Below are 14,559 nucleotides of genomic sequence, written 5' to 3' on the forward strand. Positions count from 1 at the left end.
TGGAACGTGGTCGTCGCTCTGACGCACACGATGTGGGTTGATGTACGCAACATCGAGGGTGGCGAGGTGGCTGTGGAGCAAGATTCGCGCGGAGATGGTGGCGGCGGTGCTGGTGAGTACGCAGCCGAAGACACGGCGGACCGGTCGGTCGGGACGCTGGAGCTGTTCTTCGACCTGGTCTTCGTCTACGCGATGTCCCAGGTGACGATCCTGATGTTGGCGGACATCTCCTGGGCGGGCTTCGGGCGCGGGCTCCTGGCGCTCGCCGCGGTGTGGTGGGCGTGGGTCTGCTACGCCTGGCTGACCAACACCTCCGACTACGCCGGGCCCGCGCACCGGCTGCTGATCTTCCTGGCGATGGCGGCGATGCTGGTTGCCGCGGTCGCATTGCCCCAGGCATTCGGCGGGCGGGCGCTGGTGTTCGGACTCGCGTTCCTAGCGGTCCGACTGATCCACGTCGCGCTGCTGGCTCTCGACGTGCGGGGCGAGGCCGACGTGGGTGCGCCCGCGCTGCGGCTGGTCCCTTCCCTACTCGGCGGGCCGGCCCTGCTGGTGGCCGCCGCGTTCGTCGACACACCGGGGCGGGAGCTGCTGTGGATCGCGGCCGCGGTGATCGGCTTCTCGGGACCGGTTGTGATCGGTACGGCCGGCTGGGGTGTGGCGCCCGGTTACTTCGTGGAGCGGCATGGGCAGATCATCATCATCGCGCTGGGTGAGGCGATCGTCGGGGTGGGCGCCGGCGCCGAAGACGCTCTGGGACGGCTGAGCGTGGTGACCGCCGTCCTGTTCGCGGTGCTGATCGCGGCCGGCCTGTGGTGGTCCTACTTCGGTTACCTCCACGGCGGGGCCGAGCGGCGGCTGCGCGGTACCCGGAATGGGGAGCGGGTCCGGCTGGCGCGCGATTCCTACAGCTACCTGCACCTGCCGCTGGTGGCCGGGGTGGTCTTCTTCGCGCTCGGGGTGCACGAGGCCGTCGCGGGTGCACACGAACCGCTCCCGCTGTTGCCCGCCGTGGCCCTGGCCGGTGGCGTCGCGCTGTTCTTCGTCGGCGACGTCGCCTACCGGTGGCGCGATCACCACCAGCTGGCCGTCGATCGCCTCCTTGCCGCACTTGGGGCTGCCGCGGTGATCCCGGTCGCTGGGGTGGCGCCGGCATTGGCTGCCCTCTCCGGGCTTACACTCATCTGCCTGCTCCAGACGAGTTGGGAGCTCTGGCGTCACCCGGCGATCGGGCCGGTCGGCAGCTCCTGACCCTTGAGCGCCTTCGACGTTCCCACTCGTCCTACCCTCGGGTGCCTACCCCGGGTGCCGCCAGCCTGGCGATGACGCGCTCCAGCCCGGGGGCGGTGCTCCCGCCAGACGAGCTCGACGGGGATCTGCAGGGGCGGGTCGAGGGGACGGATCACGGTGCCGGCGACCGCTAGGGTCCGTCTTCAAACGGATCTTGCCCAGAGCAGGAATGACGCGAGACTGACCGCTGCCTCGTAGGAGGCGACGATGTTGCGCCGACGGTAGATCTGCCGGTCGAAGGCCGGAGGCCGGCCGACATGACGCCCTCGGTTGTGGCGGTGCCGCTGCTGATCGGTCTTCTCGGGGATGGTGTGCGGGATGCCCCGTCGGCGGAGGTAGCCGCGGAGGCCGCGGGAGCTGTAGGCCTTGTCGGCCACGACCTGGTCGGGCCGGCAGCGGGGCCGGCCAAGGCCGGCACTGCCCAGATCGAGACCCTGCTGGAGGCCCACCTTCTTTCGAAGGTCCTGACCTCGATGCCCGGCACCGGCGTCAGGACCGCCGCGTCCTTCTGGCCGCCGTCGGCGACGGCAGCTCGTTCCCGAGTGCCGCCCGCCTCGCCAGCGCCCGGCGAGCAGGGCTGCGCGCCTTGCTCGCCGCCACGCCACGGCGGGGGCACCGGCCCGAGGGAGCGGTGGCCGCACAACCCGCTCTCTCACGCCGCCTGTCCACGGCCCGAACGGAGACTCCACCCCATGCACCAGCCGCACGCCGGACGCGGCACCCCACCCGTGCTGAGCAGCCGTGAGGGGTCAGACCCGCCGCGACAGCGGACCTCAGCGCGCCGCGAAACGCAGCCGCGCCGAGCCCGGACGCTGCCCGTCCTGCGGCCGCGGCAACGCCCTGCGCACGGGCGCCGACCACTGGCCCGACCTCGACGCCCACGTCTGCGTGACCGTCACCGAGTGCCGACAGCGCGATCAGGGGCTGTGCGACTACCGCGAAACCAGCGCGCGGCGCGTGCCGCCGACCACCGATCAGGAGCCCCCCGCCATTGCATCCAGGACCGGATCTGCGAAGTTGCTGACGGCTGGTTCCGTCCGCCCGTACGCACACGACCTGGCCAACTTGCTCGGCAGGCCCGCGGACGACCCGGGCCACGGTCACCGGGTCCGTGGCACCTGCCAAGGCCAGGGACCCTATGATTTCCCGGCGCTCAGCCGGCAGGAAGGGCTGAACAAAGACGTCCAGGGGCCCTCCACATGTCAGGCCGATGGCTCCTGAGACGTGCAGACGCGCGCCTTCACATACGTTCCGCGCCCGCCTTGATCGCTTCCCGGATGCGGTTGTAGGTGCCGCAGCGGCAGATGTTGCGGATCTCGTCGAGGTCCGTGTCGGTGATCTCGTGGCCGGCCGCCCTGGCCTGTCTGACCTTGGCGACGGCGGCCATGATCTGTCCGGGCTGGCAGTAGCCGCACTGTGCCACGTCGTACTCGAGCCAGGCCTCCTGCATGGGGTGCAGGTCGGCGTCGACGGTGTCGGCGAGGCCCTCGATCGTGGTGATCTCGTCGTCCGGGCCGATGTCCTTGACCTCGACGGAGCAGGGGTTGAACGCCTTGCCGTTGACGTGGGACGTGCAGGCCTTGCAGACGTTGATGCCGCAGCCGTACTTCGGGCCGGTCACGCCGAGTACGTCCCGCAGAACCCACAGCAGCCGGACGCTGTCGTCGACGTCGACGGTGACGGGCTTGCCGTTGAGGATGAAGGTGTGGGTGCTCACGTGGGCTCCTCAGAAGGTGTGGCTCAGACCGTCGGACGGCGACTGGGGGACCGGCGGGACGAACGGCTTGACCTCGAAGTCGACCGTGCCGTGGTTGACCGGGAAACGCGTCGGGACCGTGCCGATCGCCCGCGCGTAGGCACACGCGACCGCCGCCACGGACGCGGCCACGCCCGCCTCGCCGGCGCCGCCAGGCTGCTGCGAGTCGGAGGGCATCACGACGCACTGGAAGTCGGTGGGGACGTTCCACTGCCGGGTGTAGAAGTAGTTGTCCCAGCTGGCCTCGAGGAAATGCCCGTTGCGCAGGTGCAGGCTGCTGGTCAGAGCGAGCGCGATGCCGTCCGAGACGCCGCCCATCATCTGGGCCTCGAGCCCCTTCGGGTTGATCACGAGTCCGGCGTCGACGGCGATGACTGCCTTGGTGACGCGCGGCCCGGTCACACCGTTCGGCACCTTCCGGTTCACCGTCTGAGGGCGGCAGTCGATCTCGACGAGCACCGCGGTCGCGCCCTTGTACTCGCTGTGGATCGCGATGCCCTGCGCCGTCCCCGCGGGCATCGACCGGCCCCAGTCACCCACCTCGGCGACCTTCTTCAGCGCCGCCTTGACTCGCGCGTTCTTCAGGAACGCGAGCCGGAACTCGAGCGGGTCCTTGCCCATCTTCTTCGCGAGCTGGTCGACGACCAACTCGTTCGCGCACGCCACGTCGGGGGAGTAGATGTTGCGCATGCTCCCGGTGTTGAACCGGGAGTCGGTCTCGCTGAGCAGTTGAGTGACGACACCGAAGTTGTACGGCAGCTCCTGGGTGAGCGTGAAGATCGTCTCCGAGAACCCCAGCCCGCCTAGCCCGGTGGGCAGCCGGTCCGCCGTCGCCGTGATCATCTCGCCGAGCCCGTGACTGAAGTCGGTCACCACACTCGTGTGCCGCTGCTCGAAGGTAAGCACCTGTCCGGCCAGATACGTGGCCCGGATCCGGGACGTGGCCATGGGGTGCACGCGGCCCTGCCGGGGCTCGTCCGCGCGGTGCCACATCAGCTTGACCGGCTTGCCCATGGCTTTGGAGATCTTCGCGGCCTCGATCGCGGCGTCGCCGAAGAGTTTGTGCCCGAACGAGCCGCCACCCGTTATGACGTTGACCGTTACTGCGGTCTGCGGCAGTCCGACGGCCTTGGCGATGTCGCCCTGCGCCACGATCGGTGACTTCAGGCCCGCCCACACCGTCGCCCGGTCGGTGCGGACGTCGGCGATCGCGCAGTTCGGCTCCAGCGCCGCGCTGCTGCGGAACATGAATGTGAAGTCCGCCTCCACCGTCTTGGCGAGCAGCGGGATGTCCGGGACCGCCAGCGGCAGTTCGGCCTTCCGCAGCCGCGCCAGGATCGTCTCGTCGGACTCACCCTCCACCGAACCGGCCGCCCACTCCACTTGGAGCGCCCGCACCGCGTCGATGCACTGCCCGAACGTTTTCGCGCGCACCGCGACCCCGGTGTCGACCACGGCCACGTCCGTGACCCCCGGCAGCGCGAGCACCTCCGCCTTGTTGCGCACCGACTTCGGCGACCCGTTCAGCGTCGGAGGCCGGCACACCATGGTCGGCAGCGCGTCCGGCACCTGCAGATCCATCGCGTACTTCTTCTGCCCGGTGACCGCGAGCCGTGCGTCGTCACGACCGTGCGGTTTGCCGATCACCGAGAACTCCGAGGCCGGCTTGAGCTCGGCCTCGACCATCTTGACCGTGCTGCTCGCGGCTCTGACCGCCAGCTCCCCGTACGACACCGACGATCCGTCCGGCGCCGAGATCACCCCGGCCTTGGACTTCAACAGGCCCACGACCGAGCCGAGTTCGATCGCCGCGGCTTCGAGTAGCGCCTTGCGGGCGATCGCCGCGGCCACCCGCACCGGGGTGAACATCGACACCGTGGTGTTCGACCCGCCCGTCAGCTGGTTGAGCAGCAACTCCGGACGCGCCGGTGCGAGCGTCACCCGTACCTTGTCGACGGGCAGGTCGAGCTCCTCCGCGATGATCATCGCCGTGGAGGTGGTGATGCCCTGTCCGACCTCCATGCGCGGCAGCTCGAACGACGCCGTGCCGTCCTCGTGCAGCACGATCTTGATCAGTGCGGACGTCGGCCGCGCGGCGTCGGTCTGCATGTCCCCCAGGTCGTACAGCTCCGGGATCTGCGGCACGGAGGGCACCGCCGCGTGAGCGGGCGCGCCCAGCGGGAGTTCGGCGGCGACAGCCAGGGTGGCGCCGGCCAGCACATACCCCATGAACGTGCGGCGTCCGATCGGCGCGCGTTCACCGCCACCAGAGGTGCGGCTCCCCTGGGCAGGGATGTCGGTCATCGGGCCTTCCTTTCTGATCCGGTCGTCCGCTCTGCTGCCCTGTTCGCCGGCGCACTCGGGCGGGACAGATGGTGGGCTGTTCCTGGGCAACGAGAGATGCAAGGGCGACTAGGCGCGGGCAGGCAGGTGTCAGCCCTCATCGACGAACGGAAGGAGGGTTTCCGTATGCGGACGGGTCAGAGACTAGGTCCGCAGCACGTCGTGGTCTAGTGGCCGAGCACCGGTGAACCGGGCCAGTGAACTGTGTAGGGACACAACAGGTCGCGATCGCTCGACGCTGATCGGCGAGCCACCTCAGTCAGAGTCCGCCAGCCGAATTTCCCGCCTACCAAGGCCTCACAGAACGACGGTGCCGAGACGTGCGGCCTGCAGGGCTACGTAGAGCTCTGCGGAGGAGTCCGCCGAACTGGTTCGTCGCTCGGTCAGTTCGGTGATCCGATTGAGCCGATACAGGAGAGTGTCGCGGTGGCAGAACAGATGCTCGGCGGCGCGTGTGGTCGAGCCGCCGGTGGCGAACCAGGTCTTCAAGGTGTCAAGGAGAACGTCTCGCTCCGCCGCAGGCAGGGTGAGCAACGGCCCAAAGACCGTACGTGGCAAGTCCGCGGCGAGATCAGATGAGGCCGCCGCGAGCAGCGAGATCGGCGAACTGCGGTAGACGTGCACGCCGGAGGTTTCAAGCGGCAGGCAGAGTGCGGCCAGTTGGGCCTCACGCCGTGCGTTCGAGGTATCGGTGGCGGACGTGAAGGGCCGGCGCATGCCGACGCGGGAGCACGCGACGTCCTCCCCCTGCCTATTGCCGCGTCGGCCGAGTTTGCGTTCGCCAGGGCGTGAAGACCGAGCCGGCAGCCTGCCCGGTGGACCCACTCTGACTCCACGTCGATCGCACGCAGTTGCTCCGAGACTGCCGGCAGCGGCTCTGAGTCGTCGCTGACCTCCGCGTACACCACAAGGAAGGGACCTCGGTCGAGGCGCAGGATCCGCATGATCTCCTGGGCGCCGGCACCGTTCCCCCCGGTCCCGTCGAGCAAGGTGGTGAGCATGACGCTGCGGGAGGCGGCGTATCGGCGTGCCTGCTCATCGAGTTGTGTGCGGTAGGCATGGACGGCGGCGCTGGAGGACTCGTCGGTGATCCTCCCGATGTCCGAGGCTCGGTGCAGCAACCCCGTGGTGCTGCCCTCGTCGAGCCCGGCGCACCAGGTATCGCAGGCCCTCGACGTCAACGAACCCGCACTCACCGGCGTCCAGGTCGACGGCGGCGTCGTCGACGGGGCTGACATCCCAACCGGCCTTCCCAGCGAGATGCATCCACACCTGGATCGCCCGCTCCGGGCGCTCCGCGGAGAAGCCCGTCCCCACTCTCGCGATGATCTGCACCGGGTCAGGTCGCTCGTCGATGGCCAACACAGCCCCTCTCGTCGACAAGCGATCATGGCAGAGCCCTCACCCAACCGACTCGTCGGGTCTTCGGCAAGACGTTGCGGGACAGGCCTTAGTTAGTCGGCGAACTGTCAACGTGCAGTGAGCTATTTCGGCAGCGGTGGGCATCTCAGGACGTGCGGCTGCACCGGTCCGGCCCCAAGCGTGTGCGCCATCCGGTCGTGGGCCGACTCGACTTGGATGTTGATGGTGTCCACGGTCTCCGGCATCGCCGGCTGAACTTGCCGCGGCGGGTCCGGAGCTCCCGGCGGTGCCGAGCTCTTCGGCGATGACGGTCGTCGTGGTCAGGACAGCAGCAGCGTGATGCCGGCGGCCGCCATGACTGCGGCGGTGCCGCCGTGAATGCCGTAATACGCCGTGGCGGGCCCGCCGCCGCGCTTGACGGTGAACGCGTCACCGAGGGCTATCAGTGAGCCGGCCAACATCATCCAGCCGCGAAGGTGGGTGTCGCCGCCCAGCAGCACGATCAGCAGGAAGAGTCCGGAGCAGACGTCACGGACGCCTTTGACGGACAGCCAGGAGCGGACAGCAGGAGTGGGGCCGGTGGTGGGCAGCCCGAAGTCTGCTGCGGCTCGCTGCGGGGCCCACAGGAAGCGGGTGCCGATGAGGATGATGCCGACGGCGATCGCCCAGGTGAGGACCGTGGCGGTGGTGGTGGCAGCGGTGGGCATGGCGAAAGCATCTCCCTTTGTCCGGCGGCACCGGCCGTTCCGATCACCGCTCGATTCGCTAGCAATGCTAGACATAGCGTCGATCGGATGTCTAGCGGTGCTAGGGTTGAAGCGTGTCCGTTACCCGAGACCGCCGCGAACGCGAACGCGCCCAACGCCATCGTCTGATCCTCACGGCAGCCCGCGAGCTGGTCGAGGCCGAGGGCTGGGAGGCGCTCACCACCCGCCGCCTCGCCGAGCGAGTGGAATACAGCCAGCCCGTCCTCTACAGCCACTTCAAGGGCAAGGACACCCTCGTCGCGGCCATCGCCCAGGAAGGCTTCACCGAACTGGCCGAACTGCTGCGCACTGCACGTACCGCCACCGACGGGCAGGAGCCCAGCGGGCGCCTGCGAGCCGTGTGCCAGGCCTACCTGCGCTTCGCCGACGAACGTCCGGCGCTCTACCAGGCGATGTTCGTTCTCCCCACACGGTTGGAGTTCGCCAGCGAGGCGACACCGACGGCGCTGCGTGCCGCCTTCGACGCCTTTGCGGAGGCGCTCCCGGAAACGGCCCCCGAACGCGAGGCCCGCGCCGAACTGCTGTGGGCCGCCCTGCACGGAATCTCCGCCCTGTCGGCCACCGACCGCATACCCGCACAGGGCGCGGCGACCCGGCTGGACCTCCTCATCGAAGGCATCCTCCCGCGCGGCTGACACCTGGCCGAGGGACCGCACCTGCGCTGCATCGACTGCCAGTGCTCCTCCACAGCTCGCTCGTGTTGGTCCTCGGCACCAAGCGGATCTCCCACCCGTGGGCGCACGGCATCGAGGCGCAGCGCCGGGAAACAGGCGCAGTATTCGCACGGCCGGGGTCAGCTCCCGTAGCGGGCGTTGCACTGAGACCTGTGCAACGTGAAGTCACAGGGCTGATGTGCGGGGCAGGCGGGGTCCTCGCGCTGGTCGACGGCGGGTTTCCATAGTGAAGACCGTCTGACCTGCGGCCGGGGCCGTCGTCGGGCTCTTCTGCGCTGAACCACGCTCGCTCGTGTCCGCTCTCGATCGGTCAGCGTGCGGCCGAGTATGCCGGCACACGTGGCAGGGGCCGATGCGGCGAAGTGATGTCGGACAGTGTCGAAATCGACTGGCGGCGCGTCTAAGGATGGAGGGCTCTTCGTTGGCCTGTGGCGGCGGACCGTGCGATCGCGTCAAGGAGTCGGTGGCGCTTGACGGCGTGGGTGAAGTCCGGGGCGACAGCCGTTCCGTGGATGAGGTCGTCCCGAATCGCGGCGTAGGCGTGCGCCAGCGTGTGGATCACTGTTCCGGCCAGGCCGGGATAGTCGTCGTAGCCGCTGGGCAGCGTGAGCTTCGTAGACCGACCGCCGTTGCGTGTGCCACGCACCGTGACCGGACCGATGTGCGGGAACTCGGCGGCGGTAATCTCGAGGCTCCCCTCAGTGCCGTCGATGATCAGAGAGAATCCTGCATCCGATGCCGCGCCTCCACGGTGGTGGACGGACAGGATCGCCCCGCCCGCCACGGTGCCCGAGACTGCGATCTGGTCCTCGGCGGTCATCGGAACGACCTGCCCGGTGCGCCCGAGGGGAACCTGGCGGCGCCGGGTCGCGGTCGTAGCGACCACTTCGTGGAGCTCGCCGACGACCATCGACACCAGGTCGATCGCGTGTCCGAACGGGATGGTAAGCATCGTGGCCCCGAGCTTGCGGTCGAGCGTGTAGACCATGTTCGCAGACACCGGAGTGCCCCATTCGGTCGAAGACGCCACGACGGTGGCGGAGAGCACTTCCCCCACGAATCCTTCGGACACGAGGTCGGCCAGCCAGCGGAAGGTAGGCGAGGAGCGTCCCTGAAGACCGACGAAGGTGCGCGTCGTCCCGGCGGCGCGCTCCATCTCCTCGGCCTCGCGCAGGTCGACGCCGAGCGGCCACTCGGAGAGCACCGGCACGCCCGCCTTCAGCACGGGCAACACGAGGTCGCGATGCTGAGGCACTTTGACGGCGACGACAACGAGGTCGACGTTCTCGTCGCCGGCGAGCTGCTCGACCGACGTGTACGCGGGCACGCCGTACGCCGCTCCCGCGGCCCGGGCCGAGGCTTCGGAACTCGCCGCCAGCGCGCGAAGCTCGATCCCGTCGACGGCGCTCAGCGCGGGCAGGTGAGCCCCGGCCGCCCAGCCTCCCGTGGCGCTCAGGCCGACGATGCCGACGCCGATCGGCTTACGGGCGTCAGGCACCGAGCTGCCGCCTCAGGGTCTCGGCGTCGTGCAGGGCCGTCATGTGCACGAACCGCCCGTCACGAACCTGATAGATGGCGTACTCGACGATCTCGAACGAGGCGCCGGTGGGAGTCACGCCGAGCCACTCCTTGGCGGGCGTGCCCGTGTTGGTCAGACGGGCGGCCAGGCGATCACCGTCGACCACGATCTCCCGGGGCTCCCAGTGGAAGTCCGGGACCGCGTCGATATCGCCGTTCAGCACAGCGATGACCTGGTCCCGAGTGCCCGGCTCGCCGTTCAGGGTGGTCTCGTCGTTGATGAACTCGTCCATGCGGGAGATCTCGTGGGCGTTGAGCGCCCCGATGTAGTGCAGGTAGAACTCGCGCAGGTCGGTGTCGAACATGATCCCCTTCTTCGGCCCCCGGAGCGGAGGTCATGCTCGGTTTCTCGCGACGGCCCTTGACGGTTTCATCGCGGTGATCGTCGGCAGGGGAGGAACCACTGCTCGAAACTTCTGTCCCGAACGGTACCGAAGTTTTGCCGCACCGTCACGGCCGACCTCCGGGTGGGCCGCCAGTACGGCCTCGACGGTGTCGGCCTCCCAGGGTCGCTTGTCCTCCCGGTACCGCACGACGCGCGCGAAGCGCAGGGTGATCCCGGCCGGGTAGTTGAAGGTCTTGGTGACCAGCCGATGTCAGATGGGATGACGCCGCGGGCATCGGGCGGGACGGCGCAGAATGGCGCCGGGGTCCTGTTCCACCACGCAGGCATGAGCGACGGGAGCCACGACGTGCTGAACCTCTCTCTCACCCTGGCGATCGGCCTGCCCCTGGCGTTCCTGCACGTCTGGTCGCCCTACGTGCACCCCGGCAGGTACATCGACTCGAGGTATTGGCGTGCGTTTGCCGACGGCATCTCCATCACCTACATCTTCCTGCAGCTGTTGCCCGAGATCACGCGCCTCGCTGACGAGGAGCTGCACGCGGATAGGCCCTATGTCCTGAGGTTCCCCGGGTGGCTCGGGGCGCTCTCCGCCTGGGGGGAGCAGAACCCCTTTCTTCCCCTGCTGTTGGGGTTCACGCTCTTCTACGGGCTGGAGAGAGGGATCGAACGACCCGCCGACCATGGGTCCAGCGAGGGCGCGGGGCGTCCGGTGCACTTCTGGGTGCATATGGTCGGCATGTCGCTGTACAAGGTCCTGCTGGGTTACCTGATGGGCCAGATCACCAGTGTGTTCGGCCTCCTCATCTTCGCCTTCGCCATCACGATGCATTTCCTGGTGATCGACTTCCACCTGCTGGAAATGCACCGCTCGGCCTACCACCGGATCGGCAGATGGATGCTGACCGGCGCCTTCCTTGTCGGATGGTTCCTCAGCACGCAGGTGGCGATCGACCCACCGGTGCTCGCCATGCTGGTCTCCTTCGTCGCGGGCGGCGCCGTGCTGATGATCATTCAGGACGAGTTCTCGGAGAGCGTCGACAACTCCTATGCCGCTTTCCTGATCGCGGTCCTGCTGTACGGCTCGCTGCTGCTGGCGTTGTAGGGGTTGCTGGCGTTGTAGGGGTGGCTCAGGTCGGGTCGTCGGCGGAGCGGGCAGAGTCGAAAAACTGCCGGACGATGCCGATCGTGTCGGCGTCGGCGGCAGTCTTGTCGTCCCGATCAGGTGCTGGGCTGCCTCTGCCGCTGGAGCCATCGTCCGAGGTCGTCGCCGTTAAGGTGGACGCCGGGGGCGGTGTCGGGGAGCCGGCCGCCTGGTTCGTCGGTGGCGAGGTCGGCGAGGAGGCGGTGGTGGCGTTGCCAGTCCAGTGGCCAGGAGCAGTTCTAGTCGGGGTCGATCGAGGTCAGCTGCCCTGCGCGCTCCGCCGCCCGGTCGGGGTTTTTGCCGAGGCCGTGGGGGCGGCGGAGGTTGGCGATCAGTTGTCCGATCGCGACGGGCCGGCCGTCGGGGTCGTTCCACATGGCGTCCTGCCGCGGCGCGAGGTGGCCGGTGGCGCGCCGGTACAACCGGAGGGTGGCGAGCTTGTTCTCCCACGCTTCTTCGCCGGGCTCCCACACCATCCCGGCCTCAGCGGCGTCGAGCAGCTCGACGCGGTGGGGGGCGAGCTCGCCACTCCGTAGCGCTTTGCGCTGCTGGTGGACCCACCTGCCCAGCGGGAACGCCTTCGTCACCCCCACCCGCGTCTCGACGTCGTAGGGCACGGCGCACAGCCCGGTGATGTTGTTCTCCGTCCGCCATAGGAGGAGGGCCTGGTAGCCCTCGAGCCGGACCAGTGACTGGGGCCGGTAGACGCGGGTGCGCAGGAACGCGGTGATGGTGGCGGGGTCGCGGGGGCTGGCGAACTGCAGCAGCTCCGACTCCACCGTGCCGCTTCCCGCTTCCGGCCCTTCCGGGCCGGTGCCGGCGGCGGCGATGATGCGCCCGTCGGCGTCCCGCCAAACATGCACGGTGCGCGTTCCTCGGGTGAGGGCCCGGTTGGCGAGTTGTTCGGTGAGGTGTTCGGAGTGGGAGCGCAGGCCTTGGAGGACGGCGACGAGGGGGCTGATTCTGTACGCGGGATCGGGCAGCAATTGTTCAGCACTTCGGACGGCACCGATCGCTGGCCCCGTTCGATTTCGTGATCAGGGACAGTCGGGAACGGCCAGTGGGTGCCGACCGCATGACCGGAAAAGCCATGGCTCGGCGCGGGGGCCGAAAGCTAGTTTCAGATGATGCGGATCTTGCATCTCTCTGACACTCATCTCGACCGCTCTGGCGGTCCCGACGCCGACGGGGCCGACGGTACTGCCGCACTCCGCTGCCTGCTTGCCGGACTGGGCCACCTTCGCGACCTCGACGCAGTAGTGGTCACGGGCGATGTCGCGGACGATGGTTCTCGCGAGGCATATACGCGGGCGCAGGGGCTCCTGTCCAGGTACGCCAGCCAACGAGGGGCGGATGTCTTCTACACGACGGGCAACCACGACGACCGCACCGCATTCGCCGACGTACTCGGCAGCGGCCACGTCCAGCCCGAGGCGGTGTACGAGGGAGCGGCGGGTGAGCGAGCAGGGGCAAGCACCATCGACGGATGGCGGCTGATTACGCTGGACACGCTCGTTCCGGGCAAGGGTTACGGTCGACTGGACCGAGGCCAACTCGACTGGCTCCGCGAACTACTCCGCAGCCCGGCACCGTTGGGCACCGTCCTGGCCTTCCACCACCCGCCGGTCGCCCTGGACGTCGACGTCCAGCGGGCGCTGGGCTTGCAGAACGATGCAGAACTGGCCGAGACCGTCCGTGGAACCGACGTCCAACTCATCTTGAGCGGGCACTTCCACCTGCAGATCGTGGGGCACCTGGAACAAGCAACCGTCTGGGTGACGCCCGGCGTCGTCAGCCGCATCGATCTGACGGCTCGGCCCGGCACCGAGCGCGCTGTCCACGGCCCGTCAGCCTCCCTCGTGCAGCTCGGAACACCCCACGGGCCACTTATCCACACGCTGCATGTCCGTGATCCGCGCATGGGTGAGACGGTCTACGAGGCCGACGAGGAGGAGATGCGCGAGGTCATCGAGAGGCTCGGCCCCCCTGCGGTGAACCCGAAGTGAGCCCAGGGCTCCGCTCCGCCGCTTCACTGGCTTGCTGTTCATGCCGAGCAGTACCCGCTGCGACTCCTGGCTGTTCGAATCGAGAAACCGGTCTGCGGGAGATTGAGGGCGAAGGCTTCGGGTTCCTCGACGCGGCTGTGGAAGGTCATCATCGTCTTGATGTTGCGGGCACTGGCGTGCTCCAGGAGCGCGGCCTGCAGCAGCGCGAGCCGCCGGCCACGCCGCGCCTGGTCGGACAGGCCGACAAAGTAGTCGGGGTCCTCGATCTCCAGGACGTCGATCTCGAACCCGGCGAGGACGCCTCGCTCGATGGCCTCGGCGAGAGCGAACTCGGCCAGCCACGGCCTGAAGGTGGGGGAGTCCTGGCCCATCGAACAGAGCTCCAGCTCGCGTCCGTCCTTCTCGCGTTGCGGCCTAAGGGTTGTCCCGTACCTGTGGTTGCGGGGCAGCGGCAGCCTCGTCAGGCGCTCGGCTTCCTCCACAGATGCCGCTCTTCCAGAGTCCCGAACCGCACATCTCCGCGTTCAAGGTCGACGAGGATGGGCCAGCAGTCCAGCAGTTGCTGTCGCGCATCGCGCGAGGCGAGGTACTGCACGGAGTTGTAGGGCGCGATCAGTAGCCCGTTGCTCTCGCGGACTCGCTTAGTGTCGATGGTGAGAGGCGGCTCGTCATCGCGCTGGCTATGCGCGAGGAACTCCACCGCGAGCTGCAGGGCTTCGTCCTGCTCCATCATCCGTCTGCAGTCCGTCGGATCGACGAAGGCACACTAACCGGCCTGGGATGATCTCCGCGTGGCTGGTGTGGTCACTGCGTCGGAACCGTCCTGGATAGCCCCGTTTACCGGGCTGAGCCCGAGGAGTTCGCGAAGCTGGTGACCGTTCTGCGGCACCAGGGCGCGGATGCCGTTCGCAAGGGCTGGCCGTGGAGTCCTCCGCTGGAGGACCGGGCCCTGCTGGTCGAGGCCTACGGGCGCACGAACGCAGTAGCTCAGTTCGACCATGTAGGGCACGGTCTCATCCGGTCGGCTTAAGGACGTGGCCGCACACGGTGCAGACCAAGCCCAGGACCAGTAGCGCCCAAGAGTAGGTGAGCAAGCTCGCAACCAGGAGCAGGAGACCCAGCCCCCACAGACGTGGATTGCGCACGATCAGGCGCAGCAGTCGGCCGGGAAGACGGTTGCGGGTAAAGGCGTAGACACCCAACGAGCCCACGCAAACCGTAACGATGATGACTAGACCGAAGCTGAACAGGACCGCTGAACCGTAGCTCACCACACTCTCCCCCCATATTAACCCG

Annotated in this window: 14 protein-coding genes and 4 pseudogenes; 7 read left to right on the forward strand and 11 right to left on the reverse strand. The window is 68.4% G+C overall.

Annotated elements, in window-relative coordinates; genetic code table 11:
- Nucleotides 1-6 precede the first annotated feature (6 nt).
- Nucleotides 7-1,251, forward strand: coding sequence for a low temperature requirement protein A (locus ACFQ9Z_RS34145; protein WP_383029130.1), 1,245 nt, complete (start codon nucleotides 7-9; stop codon nucleotides 1,249-1,251).
- A 242-nt stretch (nucleotides 1,252-1,493) separates the two neighbouring features.
- Here ACFQ9Z_RS34145 and ACFQ9Z_RS34150 read toward each other — a convergent pair.
- A pseudogene (locus tag ACFQ9Z_RS34150) lies at nucleotides 1,494-1,697 on the reverse strand (IS5/IS1182 family transposase); the annotation flags it as partial.
- 3 nt (nucleotides 1,698-1,700) lie between these two features.
- On the opposite strand from ACFQ9Z_RS34150, the pseudogene ACFQ9Z_RS34155 reads away from it, so the two are divergent.
- Nucleotides 1,701-1,856, forward strand: a pseudogene (locus ACFQ9Z_RS34155) (transposase); the annotation flags it as partial.
- A 674-nt stretch (nucleotides 1,857-2,530) separates the two neighbouring features.
- On the opposite strand, the gene ACFQ9Z_RS34160 reads toward ACFQ9Z_RS34155, so the two are convergent.
- The 3 genes from ACFQ9Z_RS34160 to ACFQ9Z_RS34170 form a co-directional block, all read right to left on the reverse strand.
- Entirely contained in the window at nucleotides 2,531-3,007 is a 477-nt protein-coding gene (locus ACFQ9Z_RS34160) for a (2Fe-2S)-binding protein (RefSeq protein WP_383029135.1), read from the reverse strand.
- A 9-nt stretch (nucleotides 3,008-3,016) separates the two neighbouring features.
- Nucleotides 3,017-5,350: a molybdopterin cofactor-binding domain-containing protein gene (locus ACFQ9Z_RS34165; RefSeq protein WP_383029139.1), complete on the reverse strand. Its 2,334-nt coding sequence runs from the start codon at nucleotides 5,348-5,350 to the stop codon at nucleotides 3,017-3,019.
- A gap of 336 nt (nucleotides 5,351-5,686) precedes the next feature.
- Entirely contained in the window at nucleotides 5,687-6,106 is a 420-nt protein-coding gene (locus ACFQ9Z_RS34170; RefSeq protein ID WP_383029144.1) for a PucR family transcriptional regulator, read from the reverse strand.
- Between the two features lie 749 nt (nucleotides 6,107-6,855).
- Here ACFQ9Z_RS34170 and ACFQ9Z_RS34175 point away from each other — a divergent pair.
- On the forward strand, nucleotides 6,856-7,059 hold the full coding sequence (locus ACFQ9Z_RS34175; RefSeq protein WP_383029386.1) for a hypothetical protein: 204 nt from the start codon (nucleotides 6,856-6,858) through the stop codon (nucleotides 7,057-7,059).
- 12 nt (nucleotides 7,060-7,071) lie between these two features.
- Here ACFQ9Z_RS34175 and ACFQ9Z_RS34180 read toward each other — a convergent pair whose 3' ends face one another.
- Nucleotides 7,072-7,458, reverse strand: a complete 387-nt coding sequence (locus ACFQ9Z_RS34180; RefSeq protein WP_383029147.1) for a DUF4267 domain-containing protein — start codon at nucleotides 7,456-7,458, stop codon at nucleotides 7,072-7,074.
- Between the two features lie 113 nt (nucleotides 7,459-7,571).
- On the opposite strand from ACFQ9Z_RS34180, the gene ACFQ9Z_RS34185 reads away from it, so the two are divergent.
- On the forward strand, nucleotides 7,572-8,153 hold the full coding sequence (locus ACFQ9Z_RS34185; RefSeq protein ID WP_383029150.1) for a TetR/AcrR family transcriptional regulator: 582 nt from the start codon (nucleotides 7,572-7,574) through the stop codon (nucleotides 8,151-8,153).
- A 439-nt stretch (nucleotides 8,154-8,592) separates the two neighbouring features.
- On the opposite strand, the gene ACFQ9Z_RS34190 is transcribed toward ACFQ9Z_RS34185, so the two are convergent.
- Both ACFQ9Z_RS34190 and ACFQ9Z_RS34195 read right to left on the reverse strand, forming a co-directional pair.
- Entirely contained in the window at nucleotides 8,593-9,690 is a 1,098-nt protein-coding gene (locus ACFQ9Z_RS34190) for a Gfo/Idh/MocA family protein (RefSeq protein WP_383029155.1), read from the reverse strand.
- Nucleotides 9,683-10,075, reverse strand: coding sequence for an ester cyclase (locus tag ACFQ9Z_RS34195; protein WP_383029158.1), 393 nt, complete (start codon nucleotides 10,073-10,075; stop codon nucleotides 9,683-9,685). The genes ACFQ9Z_RS34190 and ACFQ9Z_RS34195 overlap by 8 nt, the downstream gene beginning before the upstream one ends.
- Nucleotides 10,076-10,441: 366 nt before the next feature.
- Here ACFQ9Z_RS34195 and ACFQ9Z_RS34200 point away from each other — a divergent pair, with 366 nt between their 5' ends.
- Complete coding sequence (locus ACFQ9Z_RS34200) at nucleotides 10,442-11,218, forward strand: hypothetical protein (protein WP_383029161.1); 777 nt, start codon at nucleotides 10,442-10,444, stop codon at nucleotides 11,216-11,218.
- A gap of 119 nt (nucleotides 11,219-11,337) precedes the next feature.
- Here ACFQ9Z_RS34200 and ACFQ9Z_RS34205 read toward each other — a convergent pair.
- Nucleotides 11,338-12,213 (reverse strand): annotated as a pseudogene (locus ACFQ9Z_RS34205) (helicase associated domain-containing protein); the annotation flags it as partial.
- Between the two features lie 171 nt (nucleotides 12,214-12,384).
- On the opposite strand from ACFQ9Z_RS34205, the gene ACFQ9Z_RS34210 reads away from it, so the two are divergent.
- A complete protein-coding gene (locus tag ACFQ9Z_RS34210; protein ID WP_383029164.1) occupies nucleotides 12,385-13,263 on the forward strand; it encodes a metallophosphoesterase family protein in 879 nt (292 codons plus the stop codon).
- 38 nt (nucleotides 13,264-13,301) lie between these two features.
- Here ACFQ9Z_RS34210 and ACFQ9Z_RS34215 read toward each other — a convergent pair whose 3' ends face one another.
- Together ACFQ9Z_RS34215 and ACFQ9Z_RS34220 are read right to left on the reverse strand one after the other, a co-directional pair.
- Complete coding sequence (locus ACFQ9Z_RS34215) at nucleotides 13,302-13,745, reverse strand: hypothetical protein (RefSeq protein ID WP_383029168.1); 444 nt, start codon at nucleotides 13,743-13,745, stop codon at nucleotides 13,302-13,304.
- The gene (locus ACFQ9Z_RS34220; protein WP_383029171.1) at nucleotides 13,724-13,996 is read right to left on the reverse strand and encodes a YrhB domain-containing protein; all 273 of its coding nucleotides are present in this window, start codon (nucleotides 13,994-13,996) and stop codon (nucleotides 13,724-13,726) included. Before ACFQ9Z_RS34220 ends, ACFQ9Z_RS34215 begins: the two co-directional genes overlap by 22 nt.
- A 58-nt stretch (nucleotides 13,997-14,054) precedes the next feature.
- On the opposite strand from ACFQ9Z_RS34220, the pseudogene ACFQ9Z_RS34225 reads away from it, so the two are divergent.
- Nucleotides 14,055-14,242 (forward strand): annotated as a pseudogene (locus ACFQ9Z_RS34225) (IS5/IS1182 family transposase); the annotation flags it as partial.
- Between the two features lie 34 nt (nucleotides 14,243-14,276).
- On the opposite strand, the gene ACFQ9Z_RS34230 reads toward ACFQ9Z_RS34225, so the two are convergent.
- Nucleotides 14,277-14,534, reverse strand: coding sequence for a hypothetical protein (locus ACFQ9Z_RS34230; RefSeq protein ID WP_383029395.1), 258 nt, complete (start codon nucleotides 14,532-14,534; stop codon nucleotides 14,277-14,279).
- Nucleotides 14,535-14,559: the final 25 nt, after the last annotated feature.

This window comes from Streptomyces sp. NPDC056580 (genome assembly GCF_042793175.1).
Taxonomy (GTDB): Bacteria; Actinomycetota; Actinomycetes; order Streptomycetales; family Streptomycetaceae; genus Streptomyces.